Annotated in this window: 14 protein-coding genes and 1 tRNA gene; 5 read left to right on the top strand and 10 right to left on the bottom strand. The window is 61.2% G+C overall.

Annotation, left to right across the window (positions count from 1 at the left end; genetic code table 11):
* Positions 1-5 precede the first annotated feature (5 nt).
* From ACTQV4_RS08865 to argS, 3 genes are all read right to left on the bottom strand, one after another.
* Entirely contained in the window at positions 6-1,454 is a 1,449-nt protein-coding gene (locus ACTQV4_RS08865; protein ID WP_441033022.1) for a hypothetical protein, read from the bottom strand.
* A 313-nt stretch (positions 1,455-1,767) separates the two neighbouring features.
* Entirely contained in the window at positions 1,768-4,200 is a 2,433-nt protein-coding gene (gene rho, locus ACTQV4_RS08860) for a transcription termination factor Rho (RefSeq protein WP_441569662.1), read from the bottom strand.
* 927 nt (positions 4,201-5,127) lie between these two features.
* Complete coding sequence (gene argS / locus ACTQV4_RS08855) at positions 5,128-6,981, bottom strand: arginine--tRNA ligase (protein ID WP_427727932.1); 1,854 nt, start codon at positions 6,979-6,981, stop codon at positions 5,128-5,130.
* A 342-nt stretch (positions 6,982-7,323) separates the two neighbouring features.
* Between argS and ACTQV4_RS08850 the strand changes: the two genes are divergently transcribed.
* Complete coding sequence (locus ACTQV4_RS08850; RefSeq protein WP_154518254.1) at positions 7,324-7,809, top strand: CarD family transcriptional regulator; 486 nt, start codon at positions 7,324-7,326, stop codon at positions 7,807-7,809.
* Positions 7,810-8,693: 884 nt separating this feature from the next.
* Here ACTQV4_RS08850 and ACTQV4_RS08845 read toward each other — a convergent pair.
* Positions 8,694-9,293 carry an HD domain-containing protein gene (locus ACTQV4_RS08845; protein WP_441083210.1) on the bottom strand — a complete coding sequence of 200 codons (600 nt, stop codon included), beginning with the start codon at positions 9,291-9,293 and terminating at the stop codon, positions 8,694-8,696.
* A gap of 171 nt (positions 9,294-9,464) precedes the next feature.
* Positions 9,465-10,751 carry a glutamate-5-semialdehyde dehydrogenase gene (locus ACTQV4_RS08840; protein WP_441540572.1) on the bottom strand — a complete coding sequence of 429 codons (1,287 nt, stop codon included), beginning with the start codon at positions 10,749-10,751 and terminating at the stop codon, positions 9,465-9,467.
* A 62-nt stretch (positions 10,752-10,813) separates the two neighbouring features.
* Here ACTQV4_RS08840 and ACTQV4_RS08835 point away from each other — a divergent pair, with 62 nt between their 5' ends.
* Positions 10,814-12,283, top strand: coding sequence for an alpha/beta fold hydrolase (locus ACTQV4_RS08835; RefSeq protein WP_441569661.1), 1,470 nt, complete (start codon positions 10,814-10,816; stop codon positions 12,281-12,283).
* 99 nt (positions 12,284-12,382) lie between these two features.
* Here ACTQV4_RS08835 and proB read toward each other — a convergent pair whose 3' ends face one another.
* From proB to ACTQV4_RS08810, 5 genes are all read right to left on the bottom strand, one after another.
* Positions 12,383-13,510 (bottom strand): glutamate 5-kinase, encoded by a 1,128-nt coding sequence (gene proB, locus ACTQV4_RS08830; RefSeq protein ID WP_441569660.1) that lies wholly within the window; start codon positions 13,508-13,510, stop codon positions 12,383-12,385.
* A 79-nt stretch (positions 13,511-13,589) separates the two neighbouring features.
* A complete protein-coding gene (locus ACTQV4_RS08825) occupies positions 13,590-15,095 on the bottom strand; it encodes a nicotinate phosphoribosyltransferase (protein ID WP_441014794.1) in 1,506 nt (501 codons plus the stop codon).
* Positions 15,096-15,179: 84 nt separating this feature from the next.
* Positions 15,180-15,638 carry a hypothetical protein gene (locus ACTQV4_RS08820; RefSeq protein ID WP_441569659.1) on the bottom strand — a complete coding sequence of 153 codons (459 nt, stop codon included), beginning with the start codon at positions 15,636-15,638 and terminating at the stop codon, positions 15,180-15,182.
* A 64-nt stretch (positions 15,639-15,702) separates the two neighbouring features.
* Positions 15,703-15,775, bottom strand: a tRNA-Ala gene (locus ACTQV4_RS08815).
* Positions 15,776-16,007: 232 nt separating this feature from the next.
* The gene (locus ACTQV4_RS08810; protein WP_427719526.1) at positions 16,008-16,946 is read right to left on the bottom strand and encodes a radical SAM protein; all 939 of its coding nucleotides are present in this window, start codon (positions 16,944-16,946) and stop codon (positions 16,008-16,010) included.
* 535 nt (positions 16,947-17,481) lie between these two features.
* On the opposite strand from ACTQV4_RS08810, the gene ACTQV4_RS08805 reads away from it, so the two are divergent.
* The 3 genes from ACTQV4_RS08805 (at position 17,482) to ACTQV4_RS08795 (ending at position 20,405) form a co-directional block, all read left to right on the top strand.
* Positions 17,482-18,681 carry an MraY family glycosyltransferase gene (locus ACTQV4_RS08805; RefSeq protein WP_441068313.1) on the top strand — a complete coding sequence of 400 codons (1,200 nt, stop codon included), beginning with the start codon at positions 17,482-17,484 and terminating at the stop codon, positions 18,679-18,681.
* Positions 18,682-18,840: 159 nt separating this feature from the next.
* Complete coding sequence (gene trpS / locus ACTQV4_RS08800) at positions 18,841-19,890, top strand: tryptophan--tRNA ligase (protein WP_441056267.1); 1,050 nt, start codon at positions 18,841-18,843, stop codon at positions 19,888-19,890.
* Between the two features lie 221 nt (positions 19,891-20,111).
* A complete protein-coding gene (locus ACTQV4_RS08795; protein WP_441569658.1) occupies positions 20,112-20,405 on the top strand; it encodes a DUF6485 family protein in 294 nt (97 codons plus the stop codon).
* Positions 20,406-20,531 lie beyond the last annotated feature (126 nt).

Here is a 20,531-nt window from a genome sequence, read left to right as displayed (position 1 = left end):
CAGAACTAGGCCTCGGCACGAAGTGGCGTAAAACTGGCGGTACCGCCCTCGATAACGCTCAAATAAGCACGACCCGTACGTTTGGCGGTAGAGGACTGCAGGCGCTCGATCTCTTCCTCAAGGATCTGATTGACGCGCTCATGGCGACGGTTTTCCATAACACCGGCGGCGATAGCCTCGGCGCGCTCGATACCCTCGCGCGAGATACGCGCGGTATCCTCGGGAAACACGGAGCTGTGGCGGCCGACATAGACGGGAGCAACCGAGACAGGTGAGGCTGCAGGCGTGGGCATCGGCGCGGGGGCGGGCTCGGCGACCTCGGCCATGATCGCCATAGCGGCGGCCCACATGTCCTCGTGGCCCGAATAATCGGCCATGGGGATATCTTCCTCGAGGGAGGCATCGGGGAGACTGTCGGTATCCACACGATTCTGGGCATCGATAGAAGCAGTGATGGCGGCGGGCTCGTCCAAATCGGCGAGATCCACACCCTTGGCATCGGAAATGATGGGCATGCTGGCGAGCTTGGCGTTGTACGGCACCGCCTCCGCGGCCTGCATTTGGGCCGAAGCGCCCCAAAGCGAGCTTTCGGCAGCACGACGAGCGGCTATGGTCTCCTCGTCGACAACCAGGGGCTCATCGGCAAAGGGGTCGGCGACAGGAGCCGGCTGAGCTGCGCCCTGCTGACCGGTCGAAGCGGCCGCCGCGGCAGAGGCGTACGCAGCCGACGCAGCACCGTTATAGGCGGCATTGTTGGCAGCGTTGGCCACAAGCGCCACGAAAGCTGCAGTGCTGCCCGCAGGAGCGGCATGAGAGCCCGAAACGGCACGTGCGGCAGCAGCGATGTCGTCGCGGTTATAGGAGCCGGTCTTTTCACCGTTTGTGAGCTCGTCAATTGCGACCTGGTAGACATCGCGCGAGCGAGCGGGATCGCAGCTAACCGGCGAATCGTCGTCGAGCATGCTATCGATCATAGCCCAGGCATCGGCCTCGTCCATGGCATTGGCGGCACGGGCGATGGTCGGAACGCCATCATCGGCATGACGGCGCTGAAACGCGCCGGTCAGACCGGAAAGAAGCGAAGAGGATTGACCCTGCTCGTCCAAAGTGACAGGCGCAGCAGCCCGGGGAGCGGCCTCCTCCTGCTGAGCGGGAATCGAGGCGGTCTTGAACTCGTTGTAGGTCCGACTAAACTGAGCGGCGCCGCCCACGGCATCGGGCTCAAACAGGCGGCCATCGTGCTCCGCACGATACTCAGAGATACCCAGCGAGGCGGCATAGATACCCACGCCGGCCACTGCGCCCACGGCAAAGGGAACAGCACCCGCGATAACCGTCTCGTTGATTGACGAAAACGGCAGTGTAGCGGCATACACGACCACGGGTGCGGCAAGGCCGATCCCGCAGGAAAGTCCGGCAAGGACTGCTCGTTGTGTTGCATCAGAAGAAGCCATGAGCTCTCCCCATCTTCCAGCACCCAAATCGCGTCATTCAGTTGGCTGCGCGAGAGAAGATGAAGCGGGGCCTGAGCCCCAAAGCAACGGTATATGGTTCGTTTCATCTGCGTTTTCCGTCGCGAAGCTTAACTGCTATTATGCGAAACCCCCCTGGGGATTGCAAGCGACGAAGCGGAATTGAAACGGGAAAATCGCTGCTTGCCGGTCGTGAGGTCAATAATCGTTGGCGAGCGGCTATACGAAAAGGGCCAGGATCTAAACCCCGGCCCTTCTGGCATGTCTATGGTTGCTGTCGCGTGCAGCGGACGGACTAGAACGTCTGCTCGTAGTCGCTGTGCTTTTTTGCCGAACGCACCAAAAATTCCTGGTTGGTATTAGTGCCCTTAAGGCCCTTGATAAACGACGCTGCCGCGCGCTCGGTATTGTTCATGCCGGCGAGGATGCGGCGCAGGCCAAAGACAAACGGGCGCATCTGCTCGTCGACCAACAGGTCCTCGTTGCGCGTGCCCGAGGCAACGGGGTCGATGGCCGGGAAGATGCGGCGGTCGGCCAGATCGCGATCGAGCTTGAGCTCCATGTTGCCGGTGCCCTTGAACTCCTCAAAGATGACCTCGTCCATCTTGGAGCCGGTATCGATAAGGGCGGAAGCAAGGATGGTGAGTGAGCCGCCGTTTTCGATATTGCGGGCAGCACCCAGGAAGCGTTTAGGCGGATACAGGGCCGCCGAATCGACGCCGCCCGAAAGGATGCGGCCCGAGGCGGGCGCCGCCAGGTTGTACGCACGGGCAAGACGCGTGATGGAGTCGAGAACCACCACGACGTCGCCGCCCAACTCCACGATGCGCTTGGCGCGCTCGATGACGAGCTCGGCCACGCGGGTATGGTTGTCGGCGGGCATATCGAAGGTGGAGGCCACGACCTCGCCCTCAATGGAGCGCTGCATATCGGTGACCTCTTCGGGGCGCTCGTCGACGAGCAGGCAGATGAGGTGCACCTCGGGGTTGTTGATCGAGATAGACTGGCAGATCTTCTTGAGAATCGTGGTCTTACCGGCCTTGGGCGGTGACACGATCAGGCCACGCTGACCCTTGCCGATCGGCGACACGATATCGATGGCGCGACCGGTAATGGAATCCTTGCCATGCTCCATGCGCAGTGGCTCATTGGGGTAGACCGGAGTGAGATCGCCAAACTTGGGGCGATTGCGAATCTGCTCGGGGTCCAAACCGTTGACGGTCGTAATTTTGGCGAGACCGGCACGCTTGTCGCCGCCGCGCGAGGGGCGAAGCGAACCCTCGATCACGTCGCCCGTGCGCAGACGCGCGGAGCGGATGAGGTAGGCGGGCACGAAGGCGTCGTCATTGGACTTCATGTAGCCGTGGGCATGGATGATGCCGGAGCTGTCCGGGCGAATCTGCAGGATGCCCTTAATATCGCGGAAGCCCTCGGCCTTCGCGGCTGTGGTGTAGATCTCTTCGACGAGCTCGGCCTTCTTCTTGCCGGTCGTCTCGATCTCGAACTCCTTGGCCTTCTCGCGCAGCTCGGCGACCTTCATGGCCGCGAGCTCCTCGCGCGAAAGCGTGGGCTCAGTCGGAGCGGCATTGCGCTCCTTATTGCGCTGTTTGCGGTCGCGCTGACGGCTGCGGCGGTCGTTGTTACGATCATCCTTGCGCTCGCTGCGCTCATCGTTGCGCTTGTGCTGACGGCGGTTGGGGCGGGAACCCTCTTCGGCCTCAGCGCTCTCGACGGCAGGCGTCGTGGGCGCATCGGCGGTCGCCGGGGTCTCGCCGTCCGACTTAGCGTCGGACTCGGGCTGTTGCTCAGCATCCCCCTGCTGTTCGGCAGACTTGGTCTTGGAAGATTTCTTGCGCGTGCGCTTGGGCTTCTCGCCTGCCGACCGATCGGCGCCCTCCGTCTCGGGAGTCGTGTCGACACTCGCCTCGGTAGACTCAGCTACCGCAGATTCGGCGCCGGACTTCGCCTCTGCCTTAGCTGGGCGTTTGGCTGCGGTGTGACGGCTGCGCCCGGGACGAACGTCGGCAGGCTCGGCAGCGGCAGAAACAGCGACCTCAGGAACATCAGCGCCCTCGGCCGAAACCACGACAGCCGCTGTAGGCTCGACGAACGCCGGGGCATCTTGGACAGAAGCCGCGGCAGCGGCCGCCTTCTCCGCCTCGACAAATGCCTTGGGCTTGCGGCCGCGGCGATGCGGGCGCAAAGCAGGATCGACGACAAATGCACCGCCGGCCTCGGCAGGCACGAAAGACTCAGCAGAGGAAGCGTCCTCCCCCGCCGCAGAGCGAACCGGGGTCTCGGCGGCATCGGACGAAGCCTGCTCGGCAGCCCGCTGGACTTTGGCCGCCGTGCGACGGCGCGTGCGCGGAGCCGGCTTTTCTGCTACCTGCTCGGGAGCCGGAGCCGAAGGCGCCTCGGGGGCGGACGGAGCCGCGAGTTCGGTCAGAGCCGCGGCATCGCGCTCGGCGGCACGACGGCGAGCACGAACAACCTGGGCTTCGCTGATCTGCGCAAGCGCGCGGGCCTGCGCAACCTCATCTGAAAGCGGCGCCGAAACCTCGGCGGAAACCGGACGCTTGGCACGCGTCGTGCGCGTGGTGCGGCGTTTGGGCTTTGCAGCCTCATCGCCATCCGCAGCGGGCTTGGCCACACGACGCGTGCGCTTGGGCTTCACGGGCGCAGCCTCCTCCCCGGTAACAGGTGCGACGGGAACAGGCTTCTCACTCAAAGCCGAGGCAGCGTTCTGGTGTGTCTCGGGGACCGACGCCTGCGACGGTGCGGGTTTCGCGATCTGGTCCAACGCAACCGGTGCAGCAGGAGTGGTTGGTGCCGTGCTTATTTCATTTTCTTGCTGTTGATCAGACACAGTGTTTGCTCAACTTTCTTTTAAAGCCCTGTGATCACATGCTCCCTGCATAAACCTTCAGGGCGGCTAAACAGTCTAGCTCCGTTCAAAACACAACGGGCATCATTGATCTGTATCGAGATGATTGCGTCAAATACGCAGCGTTAGTGTAACACAACCGCCACCACCTGCAACTTAGTCATTGGACGTTCTTATACAACTGGTCAAAAGGGACACTCTCCCTCAAAAGCGCTTCCTCTGTCTCACCAGAGGCGTGAAGCCGTGGCATCCGGAATAGCCGCGCCACGAAACGCGCCTATCTACTACGTTTGACCCGCGACCCCTGACCATCCCCTCGATCTTCCTAAAATCGCAAGCCCGCTACCTGCGGTTTTAATATCGTACTTTTCGGCATGGTTCGGGGTATGCGACTAAACGTAGTAGATAAGCCCGATTCGTGGCGGACGGTTTCGCACCACTCTCCCACCGGACAAAAATGATCCGTTTTCCTCCGTCCCCAAGGGGTCGTTTTCAAAACGATCGCGGATTACGGTGCAAGAACGGCGTAAGCCAACCATGCCCTGCATTTTTAATATTCGGCAAGCCGTCTACCTGCGATTTTATTTTCGCTGTTGTTGCTATGGTCGTCAGGCAGCGATTCAGCCCCGTAAACCGGTATAGTTGCGTTTTTGTAGCATTTTCCAACACGCCAAAAAGCCCCGCCAAACGCAAAAAAGCCCGACCTCCGCATGGAGATCGGGCTTATAGGGCTCAGCAAAGCCAAACCTACACGGTCAAACGACCCGTAGATTACATCTGCTCGGGTGCAGAAACGCCAACCAGAGTGAGCACCAGGGCGAGCGTCACGCGGACGGCGTCGCAAGCGGCCAGACGGGCGCGCGAAAGCTCGGGGTCGACGGGACGGCCCTCGCTCGGAAGCACCTGGCAGGCAGCGTAGAAGCTGTGGAAGTCGCCGGCGAGCTCCTCGGCAAAGTGCGTCAGGCGGAACGGGGCGCGGTCACGAGCGCAGCTGGCGATGAGGTCGGTGAGCTCGTTGAGCTTGCGCGACAGGGCGAGCTCGGTGGGGTCGGTCAGCAGCGAGTAATCGACGTTCTCGCCGATGGCCTTGGCGGCGACTGCCTTCATGCCCATCTCATCAGCCTGCTCGGGCGTAACGTCAGCGGCACGGCGCAGAATGGAGCACACACGAGCGTGAGCGTACTGCACGTAGTAGACCGGGTTGGAGTTATCACGCTTCTTAACGGCCTCGATATCGAAGTCGACCATCTGGTTGGAGCTCTTGGAGATGAGCGTGTAACGGGCGGCGTCGGAGCCGACCTCGTCAACAAGCTCCTGCAGGGTCACCATGGTGCCCTTGCGCTTGGACATACGGACGGGCTTGCCGTTGCGCAGCAGGTTGACGAGCTGGCCCAGCAGAACCTCGAACTTGCCGGGATAGCCAAGAGCGTCGCAGACACAGCGGACGCGGTCGATGTAGCCATGGTGGTCGGCGCCCCAGATGTCGATGACGTGGTCGACGCGCTGGAACTTGTCCCAGTGATAGGCGACGTCGGAGGCGAAGTAGGTGTACTCGCCGTCGGACTTGATCAGGACGCGATCCTTGTCGTCGCCCAGGTCGGTGGAGCGGAACCACAGAGCGCCGTCCTTGGTGTAGAGGTAGCCCATCTTGTCGAGCTTCTCGAAAGCGCGGTCGACGGCGGAGGTGCCGGCGGTCTCGCCCTCGGTGTCCTTCACATACAGTGAGCGCTCGGAGAACCAACGATCGAAGTCGCAGTTGACGGCGTGGCAGAGGTTACGCATGTTGTCGACCATCTTTACGTAGCCGCGCTCGCGGAAGCTCTCCATGCGCTCCTGCGGATCGGCGTCGACCCACTTGTCACCGTCGGTGCGCCAGAACTCGGCGGCCTCGTCGATGATGTAGTCGCCGCCGTAGGAATCCTTGCCCAGAGTCTCGGCAAAGTTGTCCTGATACGGATGGGTCTCGGGATGCTCGTCGTTCTCGTCGGCAACAAAGGCATCGCGGTCGGCAATCAGCAGCTTGTGAGCCTCGTCGATATCCACGCCCTGCTTGGCGATGATGTCGGCAAGCTGCATATAGCGTGTGCTGATGGAGTTGCCGAAGGTGTTCATCTGAGAGCCGTGGTCGTTGATATAGAACTCACGCTGGATATCGTAACCGGCATGGTCCATAACGCGGCAGAGGGAGTCGCCCAGAGCGGCCCAACGGCCATGGCCAATATGCATGGGGCCGACGGGGTTGGCGGAGACAAACTCGACCTGGGTCTTCAGGCCGCCGCCGACGTTGGACTTAGCGAAGTCCATACCCTTCTCGCGAGCCTCGCCGAAGATGGCGTTCTTGACGGCGACGGAGAGGTAGAAGTTGATGAAGCCAGGGCCGGCGATCTCGACCTTCTCGATCGCGGGGTCCTCGGGCATATGGGCAACGACGGCCTCGGCGATCTTGCGCGGGGCGCAGTGAGCCAGCTTGGCGGACTTCAGGGCCATGGTGGAGGTCCACTCGCCATGAGAAGTGTCAGCCGGTCGCTCGATAGCGCAATCGTCAAGTTCAAATGCGGAAAGGTCGCCGGCCTCCTGGGCCGCAGCAAGCGCAGCGCGTACCAGCTCTTCAATCTTCTCGGGCATAGATCCTCCTTGTGTTAAAGCCCCCGAGCTCTTGGTCACTCGTAGGGCAAAAGCCAGAGTTTGCAGCACTCTATCACAAGCGGTAACTACTGTCGCAGGGTAAAGTCAATCGATATTGCATATGCACATAATTGACCACAGTTGTCGCAAGGCCATTCAAAGATGGCGGTCTGCCTGCTGGTTGTGCACTCGCCGAAAATGCATAAACATCTGCATGGGCAGCTCATAATATCGAATACTCTTACCTATCAGATTTGTGTGCTTTTCCTGCATAAAGTAAGGGTTTACGCACGTCAGCGTGGTATTCTAGACATACGTAAATTCGTATAAGTTGGAGGTAGCATGTTCTCAATCGGTCAACACGTCATTCATCCGGGTCAGGGAGTCTGCACCGTCGTCGGTTTTAGGGAAGACACACCGCAGCCCATGCTGTTGCTCGAGACCAAGCAGGGACATGCGCAGACGATCCTCATGTACCCCGTGGCGCAGGCCGACCGTCTGCATGCCGCCATCTCCCAGCAAGATGCCGAGCACCTGCTGAGCCATTACGACGAGCTGGAGTGCGACACCTTTACCGAGCGCAACAGCTCGCTCGAGGAGACGCACTTTAAGCAGCAGCTCAAGCTGGGTGCGCCCGAGACGGTCCGCGTGGCAAAAACAATGATGCACCGTATTCGCCAGGCCGAGGAAGCAGATAAAAAGCCCAGCTCCTACTACATGCGCGTACTCAAGGAAGCCAAGCGCCGCTCCATCGAGGAGATTGCCGTGGCCCTGGGCGTCACCGAGGAGGACGCCGAAGCCCGCCTAGCCCAAGCCGCCCTCAACTAACCTGCCAAAAAGGGACAGGTTTATTTTGGCAGGTTTTATCTGGGGAAACGTCAACAAACAATTGGTAAATGGTCGGGTGCTCCGTTTTGTTTGTAAGCCCCGGCCATTTTTCTATCGCTGCGAAAATGCGTGAAGCCCATTTGTGATGACATCACGCGAGGGCCGTCCAGATCGACGCAACCAACGCCCGTATCCGCAACAAGCGCACCCGTCTTGCTCAATTACCATTAAAAAGCATCAATTTGAAAACGCAATAACATTTCGGCAGGTAGCAGCTATAGTCGGTAAACTGAATCTCGACAACCGAAGCCCCCGAATGAGGTATCTTCAGCCCATCCAAGCTAAAGGAGGGGCCATGCCGAGAAAACCTCGTTCAAAGTCACCAACCGGTTATTTCCACGTCACGTTGCGTGGAAACGGAGGGCAATTGCTGTTTGACGATGCCGAGGACCGAATCGCCATGCTTCAGATCCTCGATGCAATCCTCCCCAAACACAATATCGAGCTTATCGCTTGGTGCCTTATGGGAAACCATATTCATTTGGCACGGCAATCGTGCAGAGTGTCGCAGGATGTGCTCCGACGGAACTCAAATCCGTCCCCAAGCCACTTCGCAATGAGGCGATTCTCGCGCTTCGAAAACAAGGGCTAACCGTTAAGCAGGTTCAGCTGTTGACCGGACTCGGAACATGGATTATCAAGAACGCGTCCTAGCATCGCGTTTACCGAGTTACGGATACGGCGAAGCGCAGCTGCCTGCCGCGAGGCGCCGCCATTCGCAAGCGCCACCATGTTAAACAGAAAACGCTTCCGCTGAATAACGTCCAATGGAAGCGTCTTCCCAGATAAAACCTACCAAAATAAACCTGTCCCTTTTTGGCAGGTTAGGCCTGGAAGGTGTCGCGGTCGGGCGCGAAGGACTGCATGGCCGCGATGGTGCGGTCGAAAAGCTCGGGGAGCTCCCAGCCCAGCATCTCGGCGCCCTGCGTAATCACGTCGCGCGAGCAACCGGCGGCAAAGCGCTTGTCCTTGAACTTCTTCTTGAGCGACTTGGTCGTAAAGTCCATGACGCTCTTGCTCGGACGCATGATGACGGCAGCCCCGATCAGGCCGGTAAGTTCGTCGCAGGCAAACAGGATCTTTTCCATCTGCAGCTCGGGCTTGGGCAGCGAGGTATTGAAGTCCGAGGTATGCGTCTGGATGGCGCGGATGAGCTCGGGCGATGCACCCTCGCCCTTGAGGATTTCGGCCGCATAGATGGTGTGGTTCACGGGGTCGTCCTCATGCTCCTCCCAATCCAGGTCGTGCAGCAGTCCGACGATGCCCCAAAACTCCTCGTTCTCGGGGTCGAACTCGCGCGCAAAGTAGCGCATGGTGCCCTCGACCGTCTCACCATGGGTGATGTGGAACGGATCTTTGTTGTGCTCGTTGAGCAATTCGAACGCACGGTCGCGGGTGATTCCGGCGGAAAGCGTCTGAGACATGGCAATACCTCCAGGTGAGTCGGTGCTAAGACACGGTGTCACTATCGTATATCGCCGCGGATCAAGCCGAAAGGCAGAAAAGGCATACGGAGAAAAAAGCCGGGCGAACGCGTCGCCCGGCAAAACCGCAGATAAAACCTGCCAAAATAAACCTGTCCCTTTTTGGTAGGTTTAGGGGCGGACCTGGCCGGTGCCGCGGAGCTTGTATTTGTAGGTGGTGAGGGCCTCGGCGGCAAAGGGGCCGCGGGCGTGGAGCTTTTGGGTCGAAATGCCGATCTCGGCGCCCAGGCCAAACTCGCCGCCGTCGGTAAAGCGCGTGCTGGCGTTGGCATACACGGCCGAGGCATCGATCTCATCCAAAAAGCGCTCGCAAGCGTCCGCGTCCTCGGCGATGATAGCCTCGGAATGCATAGTGCCATAGCGGTTGATGTGCGCGATGGCCTCGTTCTCGTTCGCCACTACCTTCACGCTCATCTCGAGCGCCAGGTACTCGCGGCCCCAGTCCTCCTCGGTTGCGGCCACGTAGTCGTCGCCCTCGGCAAGACCGGCGGCGGCGCATGCGGCACACATGGCCTCGTCGCCGTGAATCAGTACACCGTGGTCGTGCAGCACGGCCACGACCGCCGGCAAAAACGAATCTGCCACGGCGCGGTCCACAAGCAGCGACTCGGCGGCGTTGCACACGCCCACGCGCTGGGTCTTAGCATTGACGATAATGTTGAGCGCCTTGTCAAAGTCGGCCGACTCATGCACGTAGATGTGGCAGTTTCCCGTGCCCGTCTCGATAACCGGCACAAGCGACTCGCGCACGCAGCGCTGGATCAGGCCCGCACCGCCACGCGGAATAAGCACGTCGACGATGCCGCGAAGCTTCATGAGCTCGCCGGTGGCCTCGCGGTCGGTGGACTCGATCATCGAGATAGCCTCGCGCGGGAAACCCTTGGCCTCGAGCGCATCGGCCAGCAGTTCGGCAATCATGGCGCACGAGTGATAGGCCAGCGAACCGCCGCGCAGAATGCAGGCGTTGCCGGTGCGGATGCAGATGCCCGCGGCATCGGCCGTCACGTTGGGACGCGCCTCATAGACCATGGCGACCAGGCCCAGCGGCACGCTCACGCGGGTGAGGTCCACACCACTTGCAAGTACGCGGTGGTCGAGCACGCGGCCGACAGGATCGGGCAGCTCAGCGAGCTTCTCCAGGCCGGCGGCCATGCCCTCGACGCGCTCGGGCGTCAGCAGCAGACGGTCGAGGAGCCCCGCCGAGGTGCCCGCATCGCGCGCAGCGGACATATCGAGCTCGTTGGCGGCGACGATGGAATCGACGCCATCGCGCAGCGCCGCGGCCATGGCGCGCACGGCCTCCTGGCGCTGCTCGTCGCTCGCCGTGGCAAGCGAGGCCGACGCTGCCTTGGCGGCAACGGCAAGATCGTGGACATACGTGGCTATATCGACCGACATGGGCGGCCCTTTCTCTTAGTAGTTTGCCAACCATGGTAGCCGATTTGTGCATGCCCTCGCGCATGGCGGTAGAATTGGTCAACCCGAAACACCGCAACGAACGGAAGTACCGCATGGCCCTCATCACTTCGTACCACGTCCCCGGCCTCTATGTCGAGGACCACAGCATCGACGTCCCCTTGGATTGGCGCGGCCTGGAGCCAATGCTTTTGGCCTTCGGCAGCACCATGCGCCGCGGCGCCATGCCGGCGCCCATCGCCGGCGCACCCGAGAGCATCAAGCTTTTCTACCGCGTGGTTTGCGCTCCCGACCGTATCAACGACGACCTGCCACTCCTCCTCTTTTTGCAGGGCGGCCCCGGCGGCGAGAGCCCGCGTCCGTTGTCGCCCACAAGCGACGGCTGGATCGAGGAGGCCGTCAAGCATTTCCGCGTCGTCCTGCCCGACCAGCGCGGTACCGGGCGCAGCAGCTGTGTAGACGGGCGCACGATTGCCGCACTGGGCGAGCGCGCCGAGGCGGCAGGCTCCGATGCGGCCCGCTCGCAGGCGGATTTTCTCAAGCGCCACCTCGCCAGCTCCATCGTGCGCGACTTTGAGTACCTGCGCCTGGTAGGCTTTGGCGGCAAGCCCTGGGTCACACTCGGCCAGAGTTACGGTGGCTTTTTGACGTTGAGCTATCTGTCGCTCTTCCCCGAGGGCGTGGCGGCGAGCTTTACCTGCGGCGGCATTCCGCACGTACCGGCGAGTGCCAGCGAGGTCTACGCGCACACCTTCCCGCGTATGGCGGCCAAGACTCAGCAGTATTACGACCGCTACCCCGCCGACGTCGAGCGCGTGGCGGCCCTGGCAGATGCCCTCGAGGAGCAAAAGCCCGCGCTGCCCGACGGCTCGCCGATGACGGTCGAGCGCCTGCAGCTCATGGGCAGCGACTTTGGCATGAAGCCGAGCTTTGAGCGCATGCACTGGATTATCGACCATGCTTTTGTTGACGGCGACGGCACGTTGAGCTGCGGATCCTCGGTATCAGAAAGCTTTTTGATGCGCGCCTTCGAGCGCACCAACACGCGCACGAATCCGCTGTACTGGACGCTGCAGGAATTCATCTACGCCGATGGCGACACGATGCCCATTGGCTGGGCAGCCGCCGAGGAAAAGGCCCATCGTGCCGAGTTCGACACCCTCGCGCGCCCACTCATGTTTACCGGCGAGGCCATGTTCCCGTGGATGTTTGAGCAGATGCCCGAGCTCAAGCCCTTCAAGCCCGCCATGGACCTGCTGATGGAAGACACCAGCTGGGACAAGATCTACGACCCGCAGCGCCTGGCCTGCAACGAGGTGCCGCTCCAAGCCGCGGTGTATTTCGACGACATGTACGTGGATTCGGGCCTGCAGCTCGACACGCTCAGCCGCGTGGGCAACTCACACGCCTGGGTGACCAACGAGTTCGAGCACGACGGCCTGCACGGAAGCGTGGTGTTCAAGCACCTCTTCGACGAGGCCCTCAACCGCGGAGACCTGCGCCGAATCTTCTAGCAAAGGAGTGTCCCCACCTGCCGGCACATAAGAAACGCCTCCAAGTGCCGGCACGAGAAAGACAGCGCTGCGGGAAACGATCCGCAGCGCTGTCTTTCTTTATGCAAAGACGATCAAGTTGTCTCGGTGGATCGCGGGCTTCTCGGCCAAGTCTGCCAGCAAGCGGTTGCCGGCAATCTGGTCCTGGCGGCGTCCGGCTGCAAGCTCCAGCACGTCCGAATCGGCCTCGGCGATACCGCGGGCGACAACCATGCCGCTCGGGTCGCACACGTCGAGCACATCGCCCTCGGCAAACGTGCCATCGACCTCGCGAATACCCACCGCAAGCAGGGAAGAACCGCGGCTGACCAGCGCCTTCGCGGCGCCGTCATCGACCGTCACCGAGCCATGCGCCTTGTCGCCCAGTGCAATCCACAGCTTGCGGGGCGCAATGTCCAGGCGCTCCGCCGGCGGATCGAACAGCGTACCCACGCTCTCGCCGCGGGCAAGGCGAACGAGCGCATCGGGCTCCTCGCCCGAGCAAATCGCGCTCTGAATGCCCGCCGTCATCAGGATGCGGCTCGCGCGGATCTTGGTAATCATGCCGCCTGTGCCAACCGATGTGGAAGAATCGCCCGCCGAGGCAATGATCTTGGCATCGATCCTATGCACGACCGGGACGAACTCGGCCGTGGGGTCCTCGTGCGGATTGGCGGTATAGAGGCCATCGATGTCCGAGAGCGTCACGCACAGGTCGGCAGAAACCAAGCAGCCCACAAGCGCCGCCAGCGTGTCGTTGTCGCCAAACTTGATCTCGTCGACGGTAACGGTGTCGTTCTCGTTGACGACCGGCACCACGCCCAGTTCCACCAGACGCAGCAGCGCGTCGCGCGCGTGCAGATAGGACGTGCGACGGGCCGTGTCGTGACGCGTGAGCAGCACGAGCGAGGTAAGCAGGTCGCGCGCATGGAACTCCTCGTCGTAGGCCGACGAGATGATGCACTGACCGGCCGAGGCGCAGGCCTGCAGGCTCGGCAGGTCACCGACCGGTTTGCGGTCAAAGCCCAGCACGGGATAGCCACAGGCAATGGCGCCCGAACTCACCACGACCAGACGCCAGCCGAGTTTGCGCAGGGCAGCAGCCTGATCGGCAAGCCCGCCGATAAAGGCGCGGTTGACCTTGCCATCGGCGCCCACCACCGTGGACGAACCGATCTTTACCACCATCGTTTTATAAGAAGTCGTCATACGTCAAACCAATCAACTGTTGAGGGTTCGGGCGAGCTGACGGCCGAGGGAACGTAATTCCACCCTACACCCAAGAAAATTAGCGAGCCCAGGGGAAGGCAGAAGCCGCGGCCATGTTCTTGCGCACGAGCTCGTCGCGCACCTGCGCCAGGCCCTGCTCCATGCCCACCACATAGGTCTGCGGGTACAGGAAGCGCTTGTAGACCGGATCCAGATGGTCCAGCGCCCAAGCGCAACGCTCGCGTGCGGCCTCGATGCTCTCGCGCGGGGCAACAGCGCTGCCATCGCGCACGATCGGCGCCAGCAGCTCGCGATACTCAAGCTCGGACACGTCGGTCACTAGAGCGGCATCGTTCACGGCCACGAGGGTATTGCCGCGCGCGGCGCCCTCCCCCGCCAGATGGTCCTCGTCATAGATCATGTCGCAGACCGGGCCGCCAAAGCCGTCGTAATAGCGGCGCACGCGCTGCACACCCGGAATCGTGCGCTTGTAGGGCTGCTCGGAGAGCTTGACCACCGGCGTCCACGGGTCCGCCTCGCTCGCACGGCGGGCGGAAAGCTTGTACACGCCGCCCAGCGCCGGTTGGTCGTAGCAGGTCGCGAGCTTAGTGCCCACGCCAAAGCTATCGATGGGCGCGCCCTGGTCAAGCAGCGACTGAATCGTGTATTCATCCAGATCGTTGGAAACCGAGATCCCCACATAGGGCAGGCCCTCGGCATCAAAACGGCCGCGGACATACTTGGACAGCTTGGCGAGGTCGCCGGAATCGATGCGAATGGCCGACAGACGCTCGCCCGCCGCCTCCATCTCCTTGGCAACCGTAATGGCATGCTCGCAGCCCTCGCGCACATCATAAGTGTCGATGAGCAGCGTGCAGTTCTTGGGGCTCGACTTGGCAAAGGCACGGAAGGCCTCGAGCTCGGAATCGAAGCTCATCACCCAGCTGTGCGCATGCGTGCCAAAGACGGGAATACCGTAGCGGCGACCGGCGAGCACATTGGACGTAGAGGAACAGCCGGCAACGTAGCTCGCGCGCGCGACGGCCAGACCACCATCGGGACCCTGGGCGCGGCGAAGGCCAAACTCGGCCACAGGACGGCCGTCCGCCGCCAGCACCACGCGCGCCGTCTTGGTGGCGACAAGCGTCTGGAAGCCGACGATGTTGAGCAGCGCCGTCTCGAGCAGCTGGCACTCCAGCGCGGGGCCGGTGACGCGCACCATGGGCTCGCGCGGAAAGACGAGCTCGCCCTCGGGGACGGCGTCGATGTTTACATGCGCACGAAAATCGCGCAGGTAGTCGAGGAATTCGGGCTTGAACATCGCGCCGCCGGCCGGGGCCTGGAGCGATGCGAGGTAGTCAATATCCTCGGGCGTAAAGCGCAGGTTTTCGACCAGCTCGGGCAGCTCGGCGGTGCCGCACATAACGGCGTAGGCGCTGCCAAACGGATGGTCACGGTAAAACGCCGTAAAACAGCCCTGCTCATTGGCCTTGCCGCTCTCCCACAGGCCCTGGGCCATAGTGAGCTCGTACAGATCGGTGAGCATTGCGATGTCGGTGGGATGCGAGATGTCGGTCAAAGCCATGGGGCGACCTTTCGGATGCGTTGTGCAGAGGTTGAGGGTTGGACGAGAGCAGAGCATGCGGACATGACGCCCGATGCAAATCGGTTAGAGCAGGCCCATGCTGGTCATGATCGTGTAGCCCATAAAGACGACAAACGCGACCAAGGCGAGCGCGATGATGATCTTTTGAGCCGGGGCCATACCGGGGATCTCGCCCTCGGCCGTGGGCTCCTTGGAAGTGACCATGCGCTGGGCAAACGTCATCTCGTCACGGCTCGGCTTGGGCTCGGCGTGCTTGGGGCGGGCGGCTTTTTTAGACTGAGGTTTGGGCTCGGCGGGCGCAGGCTTCGCAGCAGCGGGCCTGGGCGCGGGCGCGGGCTTGCGCTCGGATGAGGCGCTCGCGGCAGCCTCCTCGGCCTTCGCATGCTCGGCACGCAGGGCGGCCAGCTCCTCACGCTCGCGCCGGGCCTCTTCCTGGGCCTCGCGGCGGGCCTTCTCAGCGCGGAGCTCTTCCAACTCGGCGCGCTCCTCGTCGGACAATGGTTGGGAATCAAGCTCGGCCATGGTGCAGCCCTTTCTTTCAAAAAAAGCCGCCGACACAATGTCAGCGGCTTATCAAATCCAAGGGTGGAGACGAAGGGAGTCGAACCCTCGGCCTCTGCCATGCGACGGCAGCGCTCTCCCAACTGAGCTACGTCCCCAGGACAAGTTGATATTTTACCTACGGCTCGCCAACTGTCAACGCCCAATACCCAGTCTTTTTGGGACGGGGCTTTTTTGACTACTTTTAGGATGGTAGCTCGACTCCCACCGGGAGCAGTCTTTTTGGGACGGGGCTATTTTAGCTACCCAGGCAGATAGCGAAAACGATTTGGACGATTAACGGCAGGGGCAGCTAAAATAGCCCCGTCCCAAAAAGACTGCTCAAAAGAGCTACTTTGCGCTGGTGAGGACGCCGGTAGTGTCAAACGCTGGGGTAAAGCTCTCGTCTACCGCACCGCCCTCTTGCCAGAACATCGTCGTAAAGCCCAGGTCGTCGGCATGGTCGAGCACCCGCTCGTACTCCTCGCGCGTCACGGCTCGCGCCAAGTCGCCGCCCTGCTCGCGCATGAGCGCATTGGGCGTGTACTGGTTCATGACCGAGATCGGCACATCACCCACCGTCTGCCACACCAGGTCTAGCACGCGACACGAATCGTCCGCATGCCCCGGCAACACCAGGTGACGCACGATCATGCCGCGCTTCATGAGCCCGTCCTCGTCCACCAGCTCTCCCCCACGGCGCTCAATCTCGCGCGCCATTTGCGCCAAACCCGACACGGCCACACGCGGGTAGTCCTTAATGTGGGAGAGCGACTGCGCAAGCCCCGCATCGGCATATTTAAAGTCGGTTAGCCACACATCGACCAGATCGCCGAGCGCCGCCACGGCACTCGCGCGCTCATAACCGCTTGTGTTGTAGACGATTGGAACAACCAGCCCGCGCGCCCGTGCCGCGGCAATCGCAGCCGGCAGCAGGTGCGCGTAGTGCGTCGCCGTCACCAAGTTAATATTGTTTGCACCCTGGTCCTGCAGCTCCAACATAATCTCGACCAGGCGCTCGGGCGAAATTTCAAGCCCAAAATTGCCCGTCGAGATCTCGTGGTTCTGGCAATAGACGCATTTGAGCGAGCAGCCGCTAAAGAAGATCGTGCCCGAACCGGCCTCGCCCGAAATAGGCGGCTCCTCCCACATATGAAGCGCCGCGCGGGCCACCTTGAGCGTGTCGTTAGCACCGCATACGCCGCGCGCACCCTCATCGCGCGCCGCACCGCAACGCCGCGGACACAAATGGCAGGCGGGCGAAAAAAGTTCGGTCAACGACGTCGGCATAAAAACATGCTCCAAAACAACGATTCAGCAGCTCAAAATGCAAAAGGACCAACCGCGCAGACGGCTCGAGCCCAAGGCGCCGTAATCGTCCGACACGATTTTTGTAATGTCAAGACTGGAATCGATAAAGTGCCGCTTTATGATATAGGTATTCCGCCCCCCGCGGAGCAACTGGGTGAACCGTCGCGTTTATTTAGGGAGCCCACACAGTCGTACGTAGTACAGGTATCCTTCGTTGTTAAGGACGCTGGAACGGTCGATGAGGGCACCCACCTGTTTTAGGTGGGTTCATTTTCGTAACGTGGGGGGTGGTTTTCTTTTGCCGTTTTTGCCAAAAATAGCCATCGCAGATCCCGTATGACACCCAACGGCACTCGGCAGAACCCCCGCCACCATCCCAATATCTGGTAAGCGCGTGATTATCGATCGGCGCGATTCCCCGCACCCCCTTTGGTCGAGTATCATGGGTCAGCTATACCCTTTGCGGCATGGCATCCTTTGACCTTTTCCTTCGACGCTTGGCGGTTTTTGATACATGGCTTCATCCACAAGCTACATACCGTTCCTTTGCGTGGCAGCCGCGGCATTTATCACGACCTTCCTCACGGTGCCCCTGGTTAAACGTCTGGCAATCAAGCTCGACGCCGTTGACTATCCTTCAAAACGCCGTATCAACACCAAGCCCATCCCGCGCTTGGGAGGTACGGCGGTCTTTTTGGGCCTGGTCGTTGCCTGCATCGTTCAGATTATGGGCACCTGGCATCTGGGCTGGCCGCCCGTCTTGGTCCCGCATCCGCGCCTGCACATTAGCTACCCCATGCTGGCGCTTTCTTTTACCGTCATTTTTGCGACCGGCGCGATCGACGACGTCTTCCAGCTTAAGCCCAAGCAAAAGCTCGCCGGCCAGGTCCTCGCCGCACTCATCGCCTGCGTGGGTGGCCTAAAAATCGGCGTCATCGTCAACCCGGTTGCCCCCGGCGAGATCATGCTCGGCTGGCTCGCCTATCCCATCACCGTGGTCTACCTGGTGGCGTTCACCAACATTATCAACCTCATCGACGGCCTTGACGGCCTGGCGACGGGTATCTGCGGCATCGCATCGTTCACGATGTTCTCGATGGCCGTTCTCTCGGGCCGCATCGATGCCGCCGCGCTCTCCATCGCGCTCTTTGGCGCCTGCCTGGCCTTCTTGCGCTACAACTTCAACCCCGCGAGCATCTTTCTGGGCGACTCGGGGTCGCTGCTGCTGGGCTTTGCGCTTGGTTCCATTTCGCTGCTTAATGTGAGCCGCACCGCCGCGCTCACCTCGCTTATCATTCCGCTCATCGTTGCCGGTGTGCCCATCATCGACACGTTTAGCGCCATCGTGCGCCGCAAGCGCGCCCACATTAGCATTGGGCAGGCCGACAAAGGCCACATCCACCACCGCCTCATTCAAGAGGGCTATAACCAAAAGCAGGCTGTGCTGCTTATCTATGCCTGGTGTGTCCTGCTTTCGGCCGGTGCGGCCGCCATCAACCAGGTCGAAGTCCCCATGCGCGTGCTCATCTTTACCGTCCTTGGCATTGGCTCGGCAGCCTTCGCCAAGCACCTGCACCTGTTTGAGCCCGTGCTACGCCACCATTACAACAAGCGCACGCACGAAGACGAGCTGATAACCCCCGACGACCCCGCCTTTAAGCAGGAGGAGCAAGCGGCCGAGGAGCGTAAGGGAGAGCGCCACCACAGGCATTAAGGTTTGCTGCAGAAGGTCGCTCTGCTTACCGTCGGCCGCTCGTGACCGCGCCTCGACCGCCACGCATGTCTCGCCTTACCACCCCCTTGCCCACTTTCGCCCGCCCCTCTCAATAAACGCGTTATCATCTTGACCCATGAACATACGTTAGGAGCAATCATGCCAAACGAGAACAGCTACGAAGTCGCGCTGCAAAAGAGCAACGCCATTCGCGAGGGCCTGGCCAAGACGCCCGAGAAGTTCACCATGCTTTCCGGCGACCGCCCCACCGGCCGTCTGCACCTAGGCCACTACTTTGGCACCCTCAAGGGCCGCGTGGAGTTGCAGAATATGGGCGCCAAGACCAACGTGCTCATTGCCGACTACCAGGTCATTACCGACCGCGACACCACCGAGCACATCCAGGACAACGTGTATAACATGGTCATGGACTACCTTGCCTGCGGTATCGACCCCGACAAGACCATGATCTACACGCACTCCGCCGTGCCCGCCGCCAACCAGCTCATGCTGCCGTTCCTGTCGCTGGTCTCCGAGGCCGAGCTGGCGCGCAACCCCACCGTCAAGGCCGAGATGGAGGCCTCGGGCCACGAGCTCACCGGCCTTCTGCTCACCTATCCGGTACACCAGGCCTGCGACATCCTGTTCTGCAAGGGTAACGTTGTGCCCGTCGGTCGCGACCAGCTGCCGCACATCGAGCTCACCCGTACTATCGCCCGCCGCTTTAACAACCGCTACGGCAAGGTGTTCCCCGAGGTCGACGCGCTGCTGTCCGAGACCCCGCTGCTGCCCGGCCTGGACGGCCGCAAGATGAGCAAGAGCTACGGCAACGCCATCAATATCTCGATGACCGCCGAGGAGACGGCCAAGCGCATCAAGAAGAGCCAGACCGACTCCGAACGCATGATTACGTTTGATCCCGAGAACCGCCCCGGCGTGTCCGGCCTGCTTTCGACCGCCGCCATCTGCACCGGCCGTTCCGAGGTCGAGATTGCCGAGGAGATTGGCATGGGTGGCTCCGGCCAGCTCAAGAAGTACGTGACCGAGGCCGTCAACGGGTACTTCGCACCTATCCGCGAGCGTCGCCAGCGCTACGAGAACGACCTGGACTATGTGAAGGACGTCCTGCACGAGGGCAACCGTCGCGCCAACGAGATTGCCGAGCAGACCCTGGCCGAGGTTCAGGACGCCATGGGCATGGTGTACTAGTCGAGAGCAATAAACAACACTCAAACTAAACCGCCGCGATTGGCACAATCCTCGTTGCGGCGGTTTTGTTTTCTTCAGAGGTCGGTCGCCGAGATATTCAGCCGCTTGGCAGAACCCCTAAGTCGCAAGCACCTTGAGGCTATATCCTGTTAAGCAATGACACCCTATTGTTTAACATGCGGCAGCTTTTACGGCAGACCCGACCGACCGGAAGGAGTCCCATGAGCTCAGTTGCGTTTTGTACCTGCAACGACCGGAAATGCCCATTTAACCCTGTCAACCACGAGAAGGGCTGCACACCGTGTATCGCTAAGAATGTGCACGAGCACGAGATTCCAACGTGCCTGTTCAACGCGATTTCTCCCGATCGGCTTGAGGCCGATAAAGACGAGTGGTCGTGGCAAGCGTTCGCGCGGCATGTAGAAGCATATCTGGGAAGCGACAGCCCAAGAATCCCCGCAGGCGAAGAAGCGCCGCAGGGATTTACCAAGATCGGTTGCTGTAAGCGGGACTAACAATCAAAGTTAGTGCCCATTACAGTCTGAAGTGGGCCACCGATAAATTTCGATGGCGAGCATTCGGCGCATTGCCTACGATACGGGCAAGCCCCGAGGGGCCGCCGATCGGGCGCCTCCGGATGG

The sequence above is a fragment of the Collinsella sp. LCP19S3_B11 genome (assembly GCF_052121915.1).
GTDB lineage: Bacteria > Actinomycetota > Coriobacteriia > Coriobacteriales > Coriobacteriaceae > Collinsella.
This window is presented reverse-complemented; position numbering and strand designations above follow the sequence as displayed.